General features: G+C 65.6%; 23 protein-coding genes and 3 tRNA genes. 17 read left to right on the top strand and 9 right to left on the bottom strand.

From position 1 onward, the window contains the following. The first annotated feature begins 130 nt into the window (after positions 1-130). Positions 131-206, top strand: a tRNA-Ala gene (locus QOL57_RS13430). A 54-nt stretch (positions 207-260) separates the two neighbouring features. Here QOL57_RS13430 and QOL57_RS13425 read toward each other — a convergent pair. Then, positions 261-434, bottom strand: a complete 174-nt coding sequence (locus tag QOL57_RS13425) for a hypothetical protein (RefSeq protein WP_176429826.1) — start codon at positions 432-434, stop codon at positions 261-263. A gap of 180 nt (positions 435-614) precedes the next feature. On the opposite strand from QOL57_RS13425, the gene QOL57_RS13420 reads away from it, so the two are divergent. Beyond that, positions 615-1,079: a hypothetical protein gene (locus QOL57_RS13420; RefSeq protein WP_089236260.1), complete on the top strand. Its 465-nt coding sequence runs from the start codon at positions 615-617 to the stop codon at positions 1,077-1,079. A gap of 70 nt (positions 1,080-1,149) precedes the next feature. On the opposite strand, the gene QOL57_RS13415 is transcribed toward QOL57_RS13420, so the two are convergent. Next, complete coding sequence (locus QOL57_RS13415) at positions 1,150-2,169, bottom strand: NADP-dependent oxidoreductase (protein ID WP_089236261.1); 1,020 nt, start codon at positions 2,167-2,169, stop codon at positions 1,150-1,152. Between the two features lie 337 nt (positions 2,170-2,506). Between QOL57_RS13415 and QOL57_RS13410 the strand changes: the two genes are divergently transcribed. From QOL57_RS13410 to dxs, 8 genes are all read left to right on the top strand, one after another. After that, positions 2,507-2,582: transfer RNA gene (locus QOL57_RS13410), tRNA-Phe, on the top strand. A gap of 42 nt (positions 2,583-2,624) precedes the next feature. Beyond that, positions 2,625-2,700 (top strand) — tRNA-Phe (locus QOL57_RS13405). Positions 2,701-2,799: 99 nt separating this feature from the next. Continuing rightward, entirely contained in the window at positions 2,800-3,372 is a 573-nt protein-coding gene (locus QOL57_RS13400) for a hypothetical protein (protein ID WP_089236262.1), read from the top strand. Positions 3,373-3,472: 100 nt separating this feature from the next. Further along, the gene (locus QOL57_RS13395; protein WP_089236263.1) at positions 3,473-4,024 is read left to right on the top strand and encodes a lipocalin family protein; all 552 of its coding nucleotides are present in this window, start codon (positions 3,473-3,475) and stop codon (positions 4,022-4,024) included. A gap of 163 nt (positions 4,025-4,187) precedes the next feature. Next, entirely contained in the window at positions 4,188-4,664 is a 477-nt protein-coding gene (locus QOL57_RS13390; protein ID WP_089236264.1) for an LEA type 2 family protein, read from the top strand. A gap of 65 nt (positions 4,665-4,729) precedes the next feature. Further along, on the top strand, positions 4,730-6,520 hold the full coding sequence (locus tag QOL57_RS13385) for an acyl-CoA dehydrogenase C-terminal domain-containing protein (RefSeq protein WP_089236265.1): 1,791 nt from the start codon (positions 4,730-4,732) through the stop codon (positions 6,518-6,520). 431 nt (positions 6,521-6,951) lie between these two features. Beyond that, on the top strand, positions 6,952-7,617 hold the full coding sequence (locus QOL57_RS13380) for an HNH endonuclease (protein ID WP_025876340.1): 666 nt from the start codon (positions 6,952-6,954) through the stop codon (positions 7,615-7,617). Positions 7,618-7,722: 105 nt separating this feature from the next. Further along, complete coding sequence (gene dxs, locus QOL57_RS13375; RefSeq protein ID WP_089238021.1) at positions 7,723-9,630, top strand: 1-deoxy-D-xylulose-5-phosphate synthase; 1,908 nt, start codon at positions 7,723-7,725, stop codon at positions 9,628-9,630. 230 nt (positions 9,631-9,860) lie between these two features. On the opposite strand, the gene QOL57_RS13370 is transcribed toward dxs, so the two are convergent. The 3 genes from QOL57_RS13370 to QOL57_RS13360 form a co-directional block, all read right to left on the bottom strand. Continuing rightward, complete coding sequence (locus QOL57_RS13370; RefSeq protein WP_032978640.1) at positions 9,861-10,064, bottom strand: hypothetical protein; 204 nt, start codon at positions 10,062-10,064, stop codon at positions 9,861-9,863. Positions 10,065-10,238: 174 nt separating this feature from the next. Beyond that, on the bottom strand, positions 10,239-10,802 hold the full coding sequence (locus QOL57_RS13365) for a DUF3011 domain-containing protein (protein WP_089236266.1): 564 nt from the start codon (positions 10,800-10,802) through the stop codon (positions 10,239-10,241). Between the two features lie 136 nt (positions 10,803-10,938). Next, complete coding sequence (locus QOL57_RS13360) at positions 10,939-11,145, bottom strand: hypothetical protein (RefSeq protein WP_089236267.1); 207 nt, start codon at positions 11,143-11,145, stop codon at positions 10,939-10,941. A gap of 416 nt (positions 11,146-11,561) precedes the next feature. Here QOL57_RS13360 and QOL57_RS13355 point away from each other — a divergent pair, with 416 nt between their 5' ends. The 5 genes from QOL57_RS13355 (at position 11,562) to QOL57_RS13335 (ending at position 13,892) form a co-directional block, all read left to right on the top strand. Continuing rightward, complete coding sequence (locus QOL57_RS13355) at positions 11,562-11,825, top strand: hypothetical protein (RefSeq protein ID WP_089236269.1); 264 nt, start codon at positions 11,562-11,564, stop codon at positions 11,823-11,825. A gap of 12 nt (positions 11,826-11,837) precedes the next feature. Further along, positions 11,838-12,071 (top strand): DUF1653 domain-containing protein, encoded by a 234-nt coding sequence (locus tag QOL57_RS13350; protein WP_089236270.1) that lies wholly within the window; start codon positions 11,838-11,840, stop codon positions 12,069-12,071. 70 nt (positions 12,072-12,141) lie between these two features. Next, positions 12,142-12,897, top strand: coding sequence for a transporter (locus QOL57_RS13345; RefSeq protein ID WP_089236271.1), 756 nt, complete (start codon positions 12,142-12,144; stop codon positions 12,895-12,897). 76 nt (positions 12,898-12,973) lie between these two features. Beyond that, positions 12,974-13,546 carry a TetR/AcrR family transcriptional regulator gene (locus QOL57_RS13340; RefSeq protein WP_089236272.1) on the top strand — a complete coding sequence of 191 codons (573 nt, stop codon included), beginning with the start codon at positions 12,974-12,976 and terminating at the stop codon, positions 13,544-13,546. A 13-nt stretch (positions 13,547-13,559) separates the two neighbouring features. Continuing rightward, the gene (locus tag QOL57_RS13335) at positions 13,560-13,892 is read left to right on the top strand and encodes an SMR family transporter (RefSeq protein ID WP_089236273.1); all 333 of its coding nucleotides are present in this window, start codon (positions 13,560-13,562) and stop codon (positions 13,890-13,892) included. 31 nt (positions 13,893-13,923) lie between these two features. Here QOL57_RS13335 and QOL57_RS13330 read toward each other — a convergent pair whose 3' ends face one another. The 3 genes from QOL57_RS13330 to QOL57_RS13320 form a co-directional block, all read right to left on the bottom strand. Continuing rightward, complete coding sequence (locus QOL57_RS13330) at positions 13,924-14,097, bottom strand: DUF1328 domain-containing protein (protein ID WP_025876319.1); 174 nt, start codon at positions 14,095-14,097, stop codon at positions 13,924-13,926. A 104-nt stretch (positions 14,098-14,201) separates the two neighbouring features. Next, on the bottom strand, positions 14,202-14,840 hold the full coding sequence (locus tag QOL57_RS13325) for a LysE family translocator (protein ID WP_089238023.1): 639 nt from the start codon (positions 14,838-14,840) through the stop codon (positions 14,202-14,204). A gap of 99 nt (positions 14,841-14,939) precedes the next feature. After that, positions 14,940-15,572: a cation transporter gene (locus QOL57_RS13320; RefSeq protein WP_089236274.1), complete on the bottom strand. Its 633-nt coding sequence runs from the start codon at positions 15,570-15,572 to the stop codon at positions 14,940-14,942. A gap of 160 nt (positions 15,573-15,732) precedes the next feature. Here QOL57_RS13320 and QOL57_RS13315 point away from each other — a divergent pair, with 160 nt between their 5' ends. After that, complete coding sequence (locus tag QOL57_RS13315; protein WP_089236275.1) at positions 15,733-16,425, top strand: aspartate/glutamate racemase family protein; 693 nt, start codon at positions 15,733-15,735, stop codon at positions 16,423-16,425. A gap of 21 nt (positions 16,426-16,446) precedes the next feature. Here QOL57_RS13315 and QOL57_RS13310 read toward each other — a convergent pair whose 3' ends face one another. After that, a complete protein-coding gene (locus tag QOL57_RS13310; protein WP_244900641.1) occupies positions 16,447-16,815 on the bottom strand; it encodes a hypothetical protein in 369 nt (122 codons plus the stop codon). 273 nt (positions 16,816-17,088) lie between these two features. On the opposite strand from QOL57_RS13310, the gene QOL57_RS13305 reads away from it, so the two are divergent. Beyond that, on the top strand, positions 17,089-17,610 hold the full coding sequence (locus QOL57_RS13305; RefSeq protein ID WP_089236277.1) for a DUF3011 domain-containing protein: 522 nt from the start codon (positions 17,089-17,091) through the stop codon (positions 17,608-17,610). Positions 17,611-17,612: the final 2 nt, after the last annotated feature.

The raw sequence follows: 17,612 nt of genomic DNA, 5'->3' as shown, positions 1-17,612 counted from the left end.
CCGCAGAGGGGCGTAGCGGCAATTCCGCTGCGTCCCTGCGTGCCCCTTGGCAGCCGGCGCCTGGCGGCGCTATGCTAGGCCCGTCACGTGGCGCCAGCTCCGCTGCCCACGGGATGCAATACCACCCCATGGGGCCATAGCTCAGCTGGGAGAGCGCGTCGTTCGCAATGACGAGGTCAGGAGTTCGATCCTCCTTGGCTCCACCATATGCAAAACAGAAAGCCCCGGCACTGCCGGGGCTTTCTGTTTTGGCGAACCGCTCAGGCCGGGTCCTGTCCACCGTCCTTGCGCACGGGTGCACGCGAATGTGCATCGCGCACCTTCTGGTCGTGCTGGCCGGGACGCTGTTTGGCCACTTCCTCCTGCTGCCGGTCCTGGCGACTTTCCTGCACGCCTTCGTGTGCATTCGAGGTCTTCTTGTCATGTTCGGTCATGAATCGCTCCCACAACGCCGGTAACAGGTCGGCGTGACGCAGACAACGCTAGCCGCGCCTGCGTGATGCGGCGGTCGGCTGCCTGCGAACAGCGCGTGCAGCCATCACGCTCCTCCAGTGCTTGTGATCGTCATCGTCGCGTGGTCACAATCCGCGGATCACCTCGCACAAGGATGCGCCATGTATCGCCCTGCCCTGATGTCTGCCCTGTTGATCCCACTGCTGCTCGCCACTGGCTGCGCGCATCGCCTCGACCGGCAACCAGCGCCGCCACCGGGCTATATCGGCAACTACGAAGCAGTGCGCGCGGCGCAGGATGATCCCTCTCGCGGCATCTCCGGTGTTTTCGTGCTGACCGTGCAGGCCACCGGTACCGAAGGCGAGCGCATCTACCTGAACAGCGAGCGTGATTACCGCCACCCACTCAACATCACGCTCAACATCGATGCCGCGCTGCGCCCGGAACTGGAGAAGGCGTTCGGCATGAAGCTCGAGCAGCTGCAGAACCGGCGCGTGCTGGCACGCGGTACCGCGGGTCGGGTACGCATCGCCTTCATCGATTCGAACGGCCGGCAGAGCGACAAGTACTACTACCAGACCCAGATCCAGATCCGCGACGCCAAACAGCTGCGTTTCGCCCCGTAAGCCCACGAACGGCGCGCGTCGAAGATTGAGGGCACCGGTTCCGTTCCGGTGCCCTCAATGAAGCAATCGCTCAATCCAGCTTCACCACCAGCTTGCCGAAGTTGCGCCCCTGCAACAGGCCAAAGAAGGCTTCCGGCGCATTCTCAAGCCCCTGCACGACGTCTTCGCGGTACTGGATGCGCCCATCGCGCAGCCACTGCGGCATGTCGCGCTCGAAATCCGGCCACAGATGCTTGAAGTCGTGGACGATGAAGCCACGCACGGTCAAGCGCTGGCGCAGGATCTGGCTGAACAGCGCCGGCAGCCGATCCGGCCCAGGCTGCGCGACGCCGCGGGCGTTGTAGGTGGCGATGGTGCCGCACACCGGAATGCGCGCGAAATCATTGAGCAGCGGCAATACGGCGTCGAGCACATGCCCGCCCACGTTCTCGAAATACACGTCAATGCCATCCGGTACGGCAGCACGCAGCTGCGCTGCAAAATCGGAGGCGCGATGGTCCAGCGCCACGTCCACACCCAGTGTTTCCAGGTACGCACGCTTGGCCTCGCCACCGGCGATGGCGACCACGCGTGCACCCTGCAGCTTGGCCAGCTGGGCCACGGTGGCACCGACCGGGCCACTGGCAGCCGCGACCACCAGGGTCTCACCGGGTTGCAGCTTGCCGATTTCGATCAGGCTGGAGTACGCGGTGAACCCCGGCATGCCATACACGCCCAATGCCGTACTCAGCGGCAGCCCGGCCGGATCCAGGCGCCGGCTGATCGCATCGCCCGCCACCACGGCATGGGTCTGCCAACCACCAGGGGCCAGCACCAGGTCGCCCACCGCCAGGCCAGGCGCCTGCGACTGCAGTACTTCGGCCACGGTCTGGCCCTCCATCACCGCATCCACGGCCACCGGCGGCGCGTATGACGGGCCATCGTCCATGCGTCCGCGCATGTACGGATCCAGCGACAGGTAGCGGTTGCGCAACAGCACCTGGCCGGGGCCCAGCGCCGGCAGCGGCGCCTGTTCGAGGCGGAAATTGGCGGCGACCGGCGCACCTTGCGGACGCGAGGCAAGCACGATGCGGGTGGTTGAATCGGACATGTCCAATGGCTCTGCTGCGGGCAGCGTCGGGGAGGGAACCGCGACAGTACGCCGTGCCCTGCCCTCGTGGGTGCCATGAAAACAGCGTTCCATTGGCACCTTCCCCACTCCGCCGCTGTATCGCTTGCCCCGTCAGCTTTGGCGTCAGCGGCGGGCCGCTGTTTTCCGCCTCCGGCATTCCCGGTCAGGCCGGCTCAACGCAGGATCAACCACTTGCAGGGCCTTCCGCCGGCCGCAGACACCAATGTGAAGGTTTTTTTCCAAAACGCTTGCCGAACCTGTCCTACGTCCGTAATATGCGCGTCCTCGGCAGCGACATCGCTGCAACGAAACAAGTGGCCGAGTAGCTCAGTTGGTAGAGCAGGGGATTGAAAATCCCCGTGTCGGCGGTTCGATTCCGTCCTCGGCCACCACTTTCGAAGACCTGCAGAAATGCAGGTCTTTTTTTTCTACATGGCCGAGTAGCTCAGTTGGTAGAGCAGGGGATTGAAAATCCCCGTGTCGGCGGTTCGATTCCGTCCTCGGCCACCATGTTCAAAGACCTGCAGAAATGCAGGTCTTTTTTTTGCACATCCATTGTCGCTGGCACTGTAGTACCGTCCACGGTTCACTGCATGGAGCACTGATGACATGGACGACACCCTGGCCCTGCCCCGCCTGCAGCAGTCATTGCGCCGCCTGCAGTACCTGGTTGCCGCATTGGCCACCCTGCTTCTGGTGCTCGCGGGCATGACTGGCTGGCTGCTGCTGCAGCGGAACGCCCCGCTGCACGCCGACAGCATCAGCACGCAAAGGCTGCAGGTGCTCGATGACCGCGGCGTGGTCCGTGTGCAGATCGGCCAGGATGCGGACGACGACGATCGACGCAGCCCCGCTGCGGGCCTGCTCATCTTCGACCGCAGTGGTGTCGAACGCGGCGGCCTGAGTACTTTTGACGACGGCAGCACTGCTCTCGCTCTGGACGCCCCGCTGGGCATGGGGGATGCCCGTTTGCGCGACCGCGCCGGGCTGCGCGTGGACGCCGATGGCTCGGCCCAGCTGCTGCTGACCGACAACCTCACCCGTGGCGTGGTGCGCCTGCATTCGAAGGGCACCGGCGGCGGCATGGACACCTTCAGATGGGACATGTCCAACGGTACGTTGCACACACGTACCCTTACCTACGATGGCGACGAGCGCAGCCAACGCGCCTTCGACCCGTAGCTGACCGCCGGCGGCAGGCACGATCCGGCGCCGCATGGAACTTTTACACCGGCATGCCGCCGCTGGCCTAAGCTCCAATCCTCCTGCCCGGAGCCGATCAATGCGCCTGCGCCCTGCCTTACTGACCTGCCTGCTGCTTTTCGCCGCACCGGCACTCGCTGCCGAGCCCGTGCGCGCTGTCAACGAACTGGACATCGATCGCTACGCCGGGCAGTGGCACGAGATCGCACATCTGCCGGTGTCGTTCCAGAAGCAGTGCGTCGGCGAGATCACCGCCAACTACGGGCTGCGCCGCGATGGTCGCATCAGCGTCACCAATGCCTGCCGCAAGGCCGATGGCGAGCGGGTTGTCGCCGAAGGCGTGGCGCGGCCCGTTGCGGGACAGCCTGGCCAGCTGCAGGTGCGCTTCGTGCCCGACTGGCTGAGCTGGGTGCCGCTGGTCTGGGCCGACTACTGGGTGATCGCGCTGGACCCGGACTACCAGTGGGCGATGGTCGGTGAACCCGGCCACAAGTATCTGTGGATCCTCGCGCGGCTGCCGGAGATGGACCGCGCCCTGTTCGACCAGCTGAAGGCAAAGGCCGAAGCGATGGGCTACGACCTCGCACCACTGCGCATGATGGCGCCCCTGCGCGACGCGCCCGCCGATTGAGGCGCCGCCCAAGCGGGGCACGCTACGTCCGCAATCCGGCATCGCGCACGCCTCGCGTGCATCTTCACGCGCTACCCTCTGTGGCCGGTCGCCGCAGGCGACCCATTCCACCATACGCCGTAGTATGCTTATTCCACGCACCGCCTTCAGAGGACCTGCGCCCATGCTCCACCGCTTCCGTACCGTCTTGATCGTCCTGTGCACCCTGGCCCTGGCCGCTTGCGGCGATGGCATCGTCAAGCGTGTTTCGGAACCGGCCGCGAGCCTGCAGCAGCTGACGGTGCAGGCCAATGGCGACTGGACCGTCGCCCTGCGTCTGCAGAACTACAGTTCGATGCCGATGAGCTTCGACGACGTCGCGCTGGCCTTGACCATCGGCGACACCGAGGCCGGCCCCCTGTCCGCCAAGCCGGGCATCTCCATCGGCGGCGTCTCCGCCGATGTCATCAACGTGAACTTCAAGCCCAGCCCGGCCGCACGCCTGGTGATCGCCGACGCACTGGCCAGCAACCGCACCCTCGCCTACAGCCTGAAGGGCACGGTGTCGGCCACGCCGCAGGAAAAGAAGCAGCGCACCTTCGACATCAACAGCCGCAGCACGCTGAACCAGGCCCCGGGCCTGCCGGGCGTACTTCGCTGATCTCCGCTTTCCGCCGCGACGCATCGCGCCGCTCCCCCTGTTACTGATCAAATCGAGACGCCCCGATGAGCAGCTACACCGCCCCGCTTTCCGACCTTCGTTTCGGCCTGCACGATGTGCTGAAGGTCGAGCCGCTGTTTGCCCGTCTTGGCTTCACCGACGCCACCGCCGATGTCGTCGATGCCGTGCTGGAAGAAGCCGGCCGCTTCAGCGCCAGCGTACTGGCCCCGCTCAACAGCGTGGGCGACGAGATCGGCTGCGTGCTCGACCAGGCCAGCGGCGAAGTAACCACCCCGCCCGGCTTCAAGCAGGCCTACGACCAGTTCGTCGACGGCGGCTGGACCGGCCTGACCGCGTCACCGGAACTGGGCGGCCAGGGCCTGCCGCACACCTTGGGCGTGCCGCTCAATGAAATGATCAACGCCGCCAACCTCGCCTGGGGCAACTTCCCGCTGCTGTCGCACGGCGCCATCGAAGCGCTGAAGCAGCACGGCGAAGCCTGGCAGCACGAGGCCTTCCTGAAGCCGCTGATCGAAGGGCGCTGGACCGGCACCATGTGCCTCACCGAACCGCATTGCGGCACCGACCTGGGCCTGCTGAAGACCAAGGCCGAGCCGAACGCCGATGGCAGCTATTCGATCACCGGCACCAAGATCTTCATCACCGCCGGCGAGCACGACCTGACCGGCAACATCGTGCACCTGGTGCTGGCCAAGCTGCCCGACGCTCCCCCGGGCGCCAAGGGCATCTCGCTGTTCGTCACCCCGAAGTTCAAGGTCGACCGCGACGGCAACGTCGGCGAGCGCAACGCGCTGCGCTGCGGCTCCATCGAGCACAAGATGGGCATCAAGGGCTCGGTCACCTGCGTGATGAATTTCGATGGCGCGCAGGGCTACCTGGTCGGCCAGCCGCACAAGGGCCTGCAGGCGATGTTCACCATGATGAACACTGCACGGCTGGGTGTCGGCCTGCAGGGCATCGGCCTGTCCGAACGCGCGTACCAGAACGCGCTGAAGTACAGCCGCGAGCGCCTGCAGTCGCGTTCGCTCAGCGGCGCCAAGTTCCCGGACAAGCCGGCCGACCCGATTCTGGTGCATCCGGACGTGCGTCGCATGCTGCTGACCATCAAGTCGCTGGTGGAAGGCAGCCGCCTGCTGGCGCTGCACGCCGCCACCCTGATCGACGTCGCCCACCATGCGGAAGATGCCGGCGAACGCGAGCGCGCTGACACCCTGGTGAGCTTCCTGACCCCGATCTCGAAGGCCTGCCAGACCGAATGGGGCATCGAGAACACCTACAACGCCCTGCAGTGTTTCGGTGGCCACGGCTACATCCGCGAACACGGCATGGAACAGCTGGCCCGCGATGCCCGCATCACCACGCTGTATGAAGGCACCACCGGCATCCAGGCGCTGGACCTGATCGGCCGCAAGACCGCGTCCAGCCAAGGCGCTGGCCTGAAGCTGATGCTGGCCGAGATCGAAGCGTTCGCCAAGGCGAATGAAGGCAACGAAAGCCTGGCCGAGTTCATCAGTCCCCTGCGTGCCAAGGCCGCCGAGTGGGGCAAACTGACGATGGACGTGCTGCAGCGTTCGGCCGCCAGCCCGGACGAACTGGGTGCAGCCAGCTACGACTACCTGTTCTATTCGGGGTATGTGGTGCTGGCCTACTGGTGGGCGCGCAGCGTTGCCGCCGCCGATGCCAGCGCGCACGGCGCAGCATTCGCCCAAGGCAAGCGCGAGACCGCGCGCTTCTACTTTGCCCGCGTGCTGCCGCGCACCCTCAGCCACGCCGCCGCCATCCAGGCGGGTGCCGCACCGCTGATGGCAATGGACGACGAACGCTTCGGCGCCTGAGCCGGGCCGCGCCCGGCACCCGCGGTAGTGCCGGCCGCTGGCCGGCAACTGCAACAGCTGGAGCAACAGCAACAGCTGGTTTCCTGCGGGATGGCGGGGTGGGTCCAATTGCGGGGGGCGGCGCAAGTACGTCCCTGTAGCCTCGGTCGCGCCATCCATGGCGCTCACGCCCCCGCAACCGGACCCACCCCGCCTTCGACAACTCCCCGCGGCTGTTGGTAGGTGTCGACCTTGGTCGACACGTAGATCCACGCCACGCGTGGATGGAAACCCCCGAAATCCATCTGGAGAAAAGCCCCCTTTTGTTAAAGGGGGCGCACCGACAGGTGCGGGGATTAGGTGGAATGCGCGGACCTGAATGTTGACGATTTGTGTATCGCCCGCTGGGCGATACACAAATCGTCAACATTCAGGTATAAGCTGTTTTCCCGATGGAGACAGACACTACACGCTTGGGTCTGATCGAAGCCGGAGCTCCGTTTTCTGCTCCGGGCGCCGAAGCATCGCCCAACGCCACGACGCTGCATCGCCCCGGCACGGTCCGGTTGCTCTCACTTGATGGTCACGGGCGGGTCCTGGACTGGATCACCTGGCAGGACGCAGCCTGCCTCTACGCCCGCGATGCCGTCGCCTGGACCCTCGGCGACCCCTGCCTGCACATCCACGGTGGGACAAATCGTCGCAGTGGCATGCAGAGCGGGATGGACCTGCACCCGATCATCGCCGCGCGCGGCCATGCCCGCTCACGTGCGCTGGACCCGACACCGAACCTGACCAACCCAGCCCTGTTCGCCCGCGATGCCCATCTCTGTCTTTACTGCGGCCAGCAGTTCGGACGCCCGACCCTCACCCGCGACCACGTCATGCCCTTGTCCAAAGGCGGCCTGGATACCTGGGAAAACGTAGTCACCGCCTGCTTCCACTGCAATTCGCGCAAGAGCGACCGCACCCCGCAACAGGCCGGCATGCCGCTGCTGGCGGTGCCCTACCGGCCGAGCTGGATCGAGCACCTGATCCTGTCCAACCGCAACATCCTGGCCGACCAGATGGCGTTCCTGAGGGCCCAGCTGCCCAAGCGTTCCAAGCTCTGCACCTGAACTGCCGGGAATGCAACCCTCACCGTCCTGTCACGGACGGCGGCGTTTGCTTGCCCCACCCCCGTTTGAGGGCGAAAATGGGCGTTCAGAACAAGTGCGAACATGATGATCGACTCTGCCCGCTACCCCCGCCTCGCGCGTATCCAGACACCGGATGACCTGCGCACGTTCGACGAATCCGAACTGACGGCGGTTGCCGATGAACTGCGTGCCTACCTGATCGAATCGGTTGGCAAAAGCGGCGGCCATTTCGCCGCCGGCCTGGGCGTGATCGAGCTCACCGTGGCCCTGCACTACCTGTACCAGACCCCGATCGACCAGCTGGTCTGGGACGTCGGCCACCAGACGTATCCGCACAAGATCCTCACCGGTCGCCGCGACGAGATCCACACCGTCAAGCAGAAGGACGGCGTCGCGCCGTTCCCCAAGCGCGAAGAGAGCGAATACGACACCTTCGGTGTTGGCCACTCCTCGACCTCGATCTCGGCAGCGCTGGGCATGGCCATCGCGCGCCAGACCGAAGGTGACGACCGCAAGGTCGTGGCCGTGATCGGCGACGGCGCGATGACCGCCGGCATGGCGTTCGAAGCGCTGATGCACGCCGGTGGCATGGAGCCGGAACCAAACCTGCTGGTGATCCTCAACGACAACAACATGTCGATCTCCGAGGCAGTGGGCGGGCTGACCAAGATGCTCGGCCGCGCCACCGGCAGCCGCACGCTCAATGCGCTGCGCGAAGGCGGCAAGAAGATCCTCGGCGACAAGAAGAACAACCCCGCCCGTTTCGTGAAGCGCTGGGAAGAGCACTGGAAGGGCATGTTCGTGCCGTCCACGATGTTCGAGGAAATGGGCTTCCATTACACCGGCCCGATCGACGGCCATGACCTGCCGGCGCTGCTGTCCGCGCTGAAGACGCTGCGTGCCTCCAAGGGCCCGAAGCTGCTGCATGTCATGACCACCAAGGGCAAGGGCTACGAGCCGGCCGAAGGTGACCAGATCGGTTACCACGCGGTGGGGCCGTTCGATCCGGACAAGGGCCTGGTGGCCAAGACCGGCGCGAAGAAGCCCACCTACACCGACGTGTTTGGCGACTGGCTGTGTGACGCCGCCGCGGCCGAGCCGCGCCTGTATGGCATCACCCCGGCGATGCGCGAAGGCTCGGGCCTGGTGCGCTTCAGCAGGGAATATCCGCAGCGTTACTTCGACGTGGCCATCGCAGAGCAGCACGCGGTGACCCTGGCCGCAGGCATGGCCACCCAGGGCGGCAAGCCGGTGGTGGCGATCTATTCCACCTTCCTGCAGCGCGCGTACGACCAGTTGGTGCACGATGTGGCCATCCAGGATCTGGATGTGCTGTTCGCGATCGATCGAGCCGGCGTCGTCGGCCCCGATGGTGCAACCCACGCCGGCAACCTCGACCTCAGCTTCCTGCGCTGCGTGCCGAACATGGTGGTGATGGCCCCGTCCAACGAAGCCGAGTGCCGGCAGATGCTCAGCACCGGCCTGCAGCACCCCGGCCCGGCTGCGGTGCGTTACCCGCGCGGCAGCGGTACCGGCGTGGATGCCGGCAGCGATCTGTCGACCCTGCCGATCGGCAAGGGCGAGCTGCGCCTGCAGGGCAACCGCGTCGCCCTGCTCGCCTTCGGCAGCGCCGTCGCCGCCGCCGAACAGGTCGGCCGCGAACTGGGCCTGAGCGTGGTCAACATGCGTTTCATCAAGCCACTGGATCGCGAACTGGTACTGGCCATGGCCAGCCAGCACGAGGCACTGGTGACGATCGAAGACAACGTGGTGGCGGGCGGCGCCGGTTCGGCCGTGGCCGAACTGCTCAATGCAGAGGACGTGCTGCGTCCGATCCTGCACCTGGGCCTGCCCGATGCCTTCCAGCATCACGCCAGCCGCGAGGACCTGCTGGCCGAGGCCGGCATCGATGCCGCAGGCATCCGTGCGGCCCTGCTCAAGCGCTGGCCGCAACTGGCCGCTGGTAACCCGCCGCTGAGCGCGGCGGGCTGAGAAACCGCGGAGGTATGGGCCACGTCATGCGTGGCTCCTCAGGCCCCTCATCCACGCATGGCGTGGATCTACCAGGGTGCTGGTGGCGTAGAAACACATCCACGCATGGCGTGGATCTACCAGGGTGCTGGTGGCGTAGAAACACATCCACGCATGGCGTGGATCTACCAGGGTAAAAGTAGATCCACGCCATGCGTGGATGCCGCAGTCCCTGCCGGCGAACGGCGCTGTCAGCCGTAGCTGATCGCTTCGACGAATGCCCCGCTGGACTCCACCCGCACCGACGCACGCTGACCGGTATCAGTGAAATGCAGGCGGGCCAGGGTTTCGGCGAAGTCAAAGGCACGAACGCCATCGCGGAACTCGATCGGTTCCGGCTTGTCCGGGTGCAGCACGCGCCATTGGCGCTGCTCACATTGCAGTCGGATCAACATGCGTTGCTCACTCCTTGAACAGCGTATCGACGACGAGAGAATGACCGCACCAGGCGCGACAGGGATGGCCAGTGCGAACCGGGACGCGCAAGGCGTCCCGGGAGTCGACAATACGAGGAAAGAAGTGTGATCGCTATCAGATTTCTCTGATCTTGAGCCGATTGCGTCGGCCTCTCAATTCACCTGGAACTGGGCCCTGCAGCCGTTGCTGACCCAGATACCACGGCGGTCCCAGCCCCAGCTCTGGCCTTCGATGCAGGCACTGCGCGATTCCTGCCGTACCAGACGCACACCGCGACGAACCTGTGCATCGCAGTACTGCTGGCGCCGGTCATTGGAATGGCAGGCAATCACCTGGCCGCCACCACCCCACTGGCTTCCGCCCCAGCCGTTGCCACCACCGCCGCCCCAACCACCGCCGCCACCGCCCGGTCGCCGGTATTCACCGACGAATTCGGCACGGCAGCCTTGGGTAACCCAGACACCGTAACGGGACTGGCCCCAGGTCTCACCTTCCACACAGGGGGAGCCGGACAACTGGCGGATCATGCGCGCGCGCCCTTCCAGCCGACACTCGTTGCTGCGGTTCTTGATCGATTCGCAGCGCACGATGCCATTGCCGCCACGATCATCGTAGCGATCGTCGTAGCCATAGTTCTGCGCCTGCACGCCGCCAGCGGCAGCCATCATCGGCAACAGGGTGCACGCCACGGTGCGCCAAGTGAGTCCCTTGCCCATCCCTCGTCTCCAGGTGAATACGGTGGAGGCAAGCATCGGGGATTCCGGGCGTGGCGCACAGAGGGAGCCGCGACGGCGGTTTTTCCCCCATTCAACCAACCCAACCGCAACTGACTGCGGCTGCGGCTGCGGCGGCTCAGCGGCCGAAGTGCAGCGCGTCGACCGCCGTGCCCAGTGCTTCCACGCGCACGGTGCTGTGCTGGCCGGTACGGCAGTGATGTTCGCTGGCCCGCGAGGCAGCAGCGTCGAAGGCGGCCGCACCGGTGCTGAACTCTTCGGTCGCGCGTGTCTGCGGATCCAGGATGGACCAGCGCTGGGCGGTGCATTGGACAGTGATGACCATGGTGGGCTCCTGCGTTTCTGGGAAATCCGGGACCGGCGCAAAGCCGATCTCCGATGCCCGACCAGCCTAGCCAGCGCCCCGGGGAAGACCTATCGGATTTATCCGAAAACTCCCTACCGGCACCTCAGAAAGCGCCGCCCATCACATCCCTGAGGCCATTTAGGAAATCCATTCCGTGACCCTTGTCACGAAGTCAGGCGCGCTTCACACTACCGTCATCAACAGGGGCCCCTTCCACATGCGCACCTCGCTTCCACTGCAGCGTTCGACGCTGCTGAAGTTCTATTTTGCCGCCAGCTACGTGGTATTGATCGAGGAACTGGTCCGCGCATCGCTGAGTTGAGGATTGGCCAGCGATGCTTGCCGCTGCTGCGGGGACCGAACAAACTGTCGGTTTACGGCACGAAGCCGCACCCATGAAAGTCCTGTTCCTGATCCCGCTGCTGGCCCTGGCTGCGTGCGCCAGCCCGGAAAAACCGGTCACCCATGACACCGCCACGCCCGTGGTTGGTGGCGACCGCGATGTACACGGATGCATCGGTTCGGCCGGCTATCAGTGGTGCGAGCGCAGCCAGCGCTGCGAGCGCCCGTGGGAACTGGCGCAAGCGCAGGGCCTGGCCAACACTGCCGAAGCCATCGACGCCTACTGCGCCACCCCGGCAACGCCGGCGCGCAGGTAACGGATGCTGCCAATGACCGACCTGACCCCACTGCCCGCGCTGACGCCTGGCCGCTACCGCCACTTCAAAGGTGGCGAGTATGAGGTGATCGACATCGTCCGCAGCAGTGAAACGCTGCAGCCGATGGTGCTCTATCGCGCCCTGTACGGTGAAGGCGGCCTGTGGGTGCGGCCCTATCCGATGTTCGTTGAGCAGGTGCCCGGCGAGCACGGCCCGCAGGCACGCTTCGCCCGCATCGGCGACTGAACGGCGCGGCTCACACCGCGCGCACGGCATCGCCGCGCATGCTGGAGCATCCCTGCGAGACGGAGCCCGCATGCGCCACACCCTGTTGATCGTCCTGTCGCTGGCCAGCACCCCGGTGCTGGCCGCAGAACCTCCCAGCTTCGACCGTCCCGGCATCGGCTTCGGCACTGACACGGTGCCGCGTGGCGGCCTTGCCGTCGAAGTGGGCCTGCCCAGCTATCAACGTGATCGTGATCGCGACGGCCTGCGTACCACATCGCTGTCGAGCGACCTGCTGCTGCGCACCGGGTTGGCGCCGGGCTGGGAACTGCAGTTGGCGTCCACACCGTGGCAGCGCCAGCGCGAACGTGGCCCTGACATGCCACGCACGCAGCAGCGCGGCGCCGGCGACAGCACCGTCGGAGTGAAATGGGCAGGTCCCGGCAGTACCGAGCGCACGGCCTGGGCGCTGCTGGCAAGTGGTGTGATCGCACGTGGCGATGCCGCCTTCAGCGATGGCCGCCAGTACGCGCTGGGCGCCAGCGTCGAACACACCTTCAACGACCGCTGGAGCGGTGCGCTGTATGGCAGCCATCAGCGCGGCGCAGGCCAGCGCAGCACGACCTGGTCGCCGACTCTCGCGCTGAACGTGACCGAGCGGCTGGGCACCTATCTCGAAGCCGGCTTTACCCACGCCAGGCAGCAACCCGACCAGGCCATCGCCGGCGCAGGCCTGACCTGGATGCTGCGGCCGAACGTACAGCTGGATGCCTCTTTCGATCTCGGCCTCAATCGCAACAGCCCCGACCTGCAGCTCGGCACCGGCATCGCGTTCTATCTGCAGTGACCTGCTGAACTGATCGTGCGCGTCGGGCGCATCGCCCCCGCGCTACAATCATACCGTCCAGTCGGTTTCGTCCCCCATGCCAGAATCCCCTCCCCGCTCCCGCCGCAAGGCGCCCGACAGCGTGCGCCAGGCGCTGCTGCACGCGACCGCCCATACCATCGGCCAGAATGGGCTGGCGGCCCTCACCGTGCAGGACGTCGCCGACGCGGCCGGCGTCAGCAAGGGCGCGCTGTTCCATCATTTCGGCAGCAAGCAGGACCTGGTCGAGGCGACGCTGACCTCGCTCATCGCCGACTTCGAGGACAGAGTGCGCGAGGTGCTGCGACAGTCTCCTCCCCGCCATGGCGGCTTCAGCCGTGCCTATGTGCAGGTGAATTTCGAACATCTGCTGCAGCAGGAGCAGATCAACGACATCGGGCTCACCATGGGCAACATGCTGGAGCCGGCATTGCTGGTGTACTGGCGAACGTGGCTGCGCGGCATGCTGGCCGAGTTTCCGGATGAAGCCTGCGATCCGCGGCTGTACGCCGCGCGTTGCGTTGCCGATGGTTACTGGGCCACCGCCTATGGGCGACCCTTGGACGAAAACGAACGCCAGAACGCCCAGGCCATGGCCCTGGAGGCACTGAAGCTGTGCGAACCGGCATGAGCGGGAGACTGCGATGAACCCCTATTTCTACCTGGCCGGCGCAATCGTGCTGGAAGTGATCGCCACCTCCCTGCTCAAGGCATCGGAAGGGATGACCCGCCTCGGCCCGACGCTGGGCGCGCTCGCCGGTTACGGTGTGTGCTTCTACCTGCTGTCGCTGACGATGAAGTCGATCCCCACCGGCATTGCCTATGCCATCTGGTCCGGCGTCGGCATCGTGCTGATCTCGCTGATCGGCCTGCTGGTGTTCAAGCAGCGCCTGGATGCACCGGCACTGATCGGCATCGGCCTGATCTGTGCCGGCGTGCTGGTCATCAACCTGTTCTCGCACAGCAGCGCGCATTGAGCGCGCCACTGCACGAACTGCAACTGCGGCGCTAAGCGACCTTCTTCGCGACGGTCATGCCGAGCACGAACAGTACAACCGCAATGATGATGCCGGCCCAGAACAGGAACTTGGCGATACCCACTGCGGCGCCGGCAATACCGCCGAAACCCAGCGCACCGGCGATCAGGCCGATGATGGCGAAAATGATGGCCCACTTGATCATGTCGATCCTCTCCCTGACGGGAATACTGAAGGTGCGATCAGGTTAGGCAGGCCGCGATGCCACACGCGTGAACAGGTCGCAGGCGCGGCGTGAAACGATGCGGCTCAACGCGGCCGGAAGCGCAGCAGCGCCACTGCGAAGGCGAGAAACACGCTGCCGACCAGGCGTTCGAACCAGCGTTGCGCAAAGGGCTTTGCCAGCCAACGGCGCAGCCCATGTCCACCCGCCGCGTACATCACGTACCAGAACAGTTCGCAGGTGGCGAAGGTAGCCACCAGCACCGTGTACTGCATGGCCTGGCCACGCGCGGGGTCGACGAACTGCGGCAGGAACGCGGCGGCGAACAGCAGCAGCTTGGGATTGCTCAACCCCACCAGCAGACCACCACGGAACACTGCCCAGGCACCATGCACCGGTGCCAGCGCTGCATCGACGTCTGTCGCCACCGGCGCCTGCCGGTAGCTGTCCCGCCAGGCCTTGATGCCCAACCAGGCCAGGTAGGCCACACCCAGATAGCGCAGCACATCGAACAGCATCGGCGACGAGCGCAACACCGCGCTCAGGCCGGCCGCGGACGCCGCAAGCACCAGCAGCATCGCCAGCAGGCAACCGGCCATGGCGGGCACGCTGCGACGGAAGCCCAGGCCGACACTGCGTCCCAGGATGTGCAGCATGTTCGGACCCGGCGTGCCACACAGCACGAACACCGTCGCCAGGAACCACCACCAGGTATGCAGGGCCATCACTTCGTCCACCGGAATATTCCCTGCAAGGATAGTGCGCAGCGGCTGTCACCACCATGCACAGTCCAGGGTCGATTCGACGGTTACAGCGGCTGCGGCTCAGCCGCTGGCAACACGCGACGCGCGCAGTTCGGCCATCGCGATGCGCAGCACCCGCAGCGCCGAGCGCAGGAACACGACCAGCAGCGCGACCGCGACCAGCAGGTCCGGCCAACCGGCACCAAACAGCGCCACCAGACCCGCGGCCAGCACCACCGCAACGCCCTCGAAGATGTCGTTGCGCGCGCATTCCCAGGCCGATGCCAGGTTCACGTCGTCATTGCGATACGGCGTCAGCAGCCACAGGCAGAAACCGTTCGCGGCAAGATTCAGCAGCGCGGCCAGGCCCATGCTTTCGAACAGGGGAACCTGCGGATGCGCCAGCCGCCATCCGATCTGTACCGCCACTGCCACCGCCGCCGCCAGGATCAGCACGCCCTTGAACAGCGCAACCCGCGCCTTGGCCGCCACGCCGGCACCCACCACCAGCAGGCTCAGCAGGTAGGTGGCGGCGTCACCCAGGTTGTCCAGCGCACCGGACAGCAGCGCGGACGAGTGGCTGTACCACGACGCGCCGACCATCATCAGGAAGGTTGCCAGGTTGATCAGCAGCACGATCCACAGCACACGCCGGTGGCGCGCCTGCATGGCCGCCACATCCAGCGTCTTGCCGCAGCCACAGCATTCGCCCATCGCCCTGCCCTCTGCCTGTCGTGGCCCATTATCGCGCCGATCAGGCGTGTCGGCAGCGTTCGCGACGGGCCCATCTGCAATTGTGCGCCCCGGCCAAGCTCGCGCGCAGCAGCCTGGCCCCGGTTGTGCTGCAATGGCACTCCCCGGCATGGAGACACACATGAAGACGCTTGGCCTGATCGGTGGCATGAGCTGGGAAAGTTCGGCGCAGTACTACCGCCTCATCAACGAAGAGGTACGCGCGCGGCTGGGCGGCGCGCACTCGGCGCAGTTGCTGATGTGGTCGCTGGATTTCGCCCGCATCAAGCAGCTTCAGCACGACGGCGACTGGGATGCCCTGGGCAACGAGATGGTCGATGCGGCCCAGCGGCTGCAGGCCGGAGGCGCCGAACTGCTGCTGATCTGTACCAACACCATGCACAAGCTCGTTGGTGAGATCGAGGCGGCCTGCCCGCTGCCCCTGCTGCACATCGCCGACCCGACCGTCACGGCGATCGTGCAGGCCGGTCTGCAGCGTGTGGGCCTGCTCGGCACGGCCTTCACCATGGAGGAAGACTTCTACCGTGGGCGGCTGAGCGAGCGCTTCGGCCTGGACGTATTGGTTCCGGAGGCCGACGACCGCCGCGATGTACACGCGATCATCTACCAGGAGTTGATCGCCGGCGTGGTCAACGAACGATCACGGCAGGTGTACGTCGAGGTGATCGAACGCCTGGTTGCCCGCGGTGCAGAAGCGATCATCCTGGGTTGTACCGAGATCATGCTGCTGGTACGTGCCGAAGACAGCCCGGTGCCGCTGTTCGACACCACGACCCTGCATGCGCGCGCGGCGGTAGACGCGGCGTTGGCATGACGCACATCGCCCTGCACCCGGTCACGCGGTCGGTTCGGGCTGCACTTCCAGCGAGGTGACCAGCCATTCCACCACCGGTGGCGAATCGCACAGGAAGAACACGGCGTCGCCGCTGCGGGCTTCGGTCAGCATCCGATAGACGCTGATCGCCACGCCAAATTGGCTGGCGATGAAAATCTCACTGCTGCGCGGTCCGTCGGCCTGGCGCGAAACCATCCGCAAGGCACGCCGGGCCGCTGCCGTATCTTCCGGCTCGGCTTGGCGGGTCAATTCCAGGCCACGCAGGCCCCAGGCAACAAAAACACGCTTGCCCTTGAACGTCGTGTCCAGGACCTGCACTTCGACCGCGCCTGTGCCGGCCGACCGATGAATGACGATACTGCTGATCAACGCAACCCCCTGTGGTCGTCGTGGTCCGCACATCCTTGTCCGCACCCGCGCCAGCAGCCACGGACGAGGCCCGAAGGTCGCATTCGAAAGCGCTGGAACGTGTAAAAAACTGTAAACCGATGCAATCGGATGTGCCGGGGATGATACGGGATGTAACGCCCTGCATGCGCTGCCGGACACTTATAAATCCGTCCTGAGCCAGCGCGGGCCCCGGTCGTCGCAGAGCGCCGCACGTGCGCCATTCTTGCGTCCCATTCCCAACCCGAGGTTTCAATGAGCCTTCGCCTGCTACTGCCCCTGGGCGGTTCTGCGCTTGCCCTGCTGCTGGCCGCAACCACCGTCTCGGCCCAGGATTACGACAGCGAATCGTCACCGCGCACGACCTGCGAATCACACTTCAACAAGACCCAGCAGTGCCCGTTCGAAGGACGCGCGCGACTGGCGCGGCAGCTGTCGGTGACGCGATGCGTGGAAGACGACAACTGGGGACAGCGCCGCGGCATGCTGTGGGTTACCGACGGCTGTCGCGCCGAATTCGTCGCCGAAGAGCGTGGGCGAGGCCGTTGGCCCGGACGTGACCGTGACCGTGACCATGACCGTGATCGCGATGGCGAGCGCCTGGTCTGCGAATCCTACGAAAACAAGGAGAAGCAGTGCCGCATCCGCGTCCGTCATGACGTGCGGCTGGTCAAGCAGAAGTCGGTCACCACCTGCACCGAGGACCGCAACTGGGGCTGGGACCGACGAGGTGTATGGGTCAGCGACGGCTGCCGCGCCGAATTCCGCGTCTACTGAGT

The sequence above is a fragment of the Stenotrophomonas sp. yr243 genome, from assembly GCF_900184195.1.
Taxonomy (GTDB): domain Bacteria; phylum Pseudomonadota; class Gammaproteobacteria; order Xanthomonadales; family Xanthomonadaceae; genus Stenotrophomonas; species Stenotrophomonas lactitubi.
The sequence above is the reverse complement of the archived record's forward strand: the minus strand, read 5'-3'. Positions and strand labels throughout refer to the sequence as shown.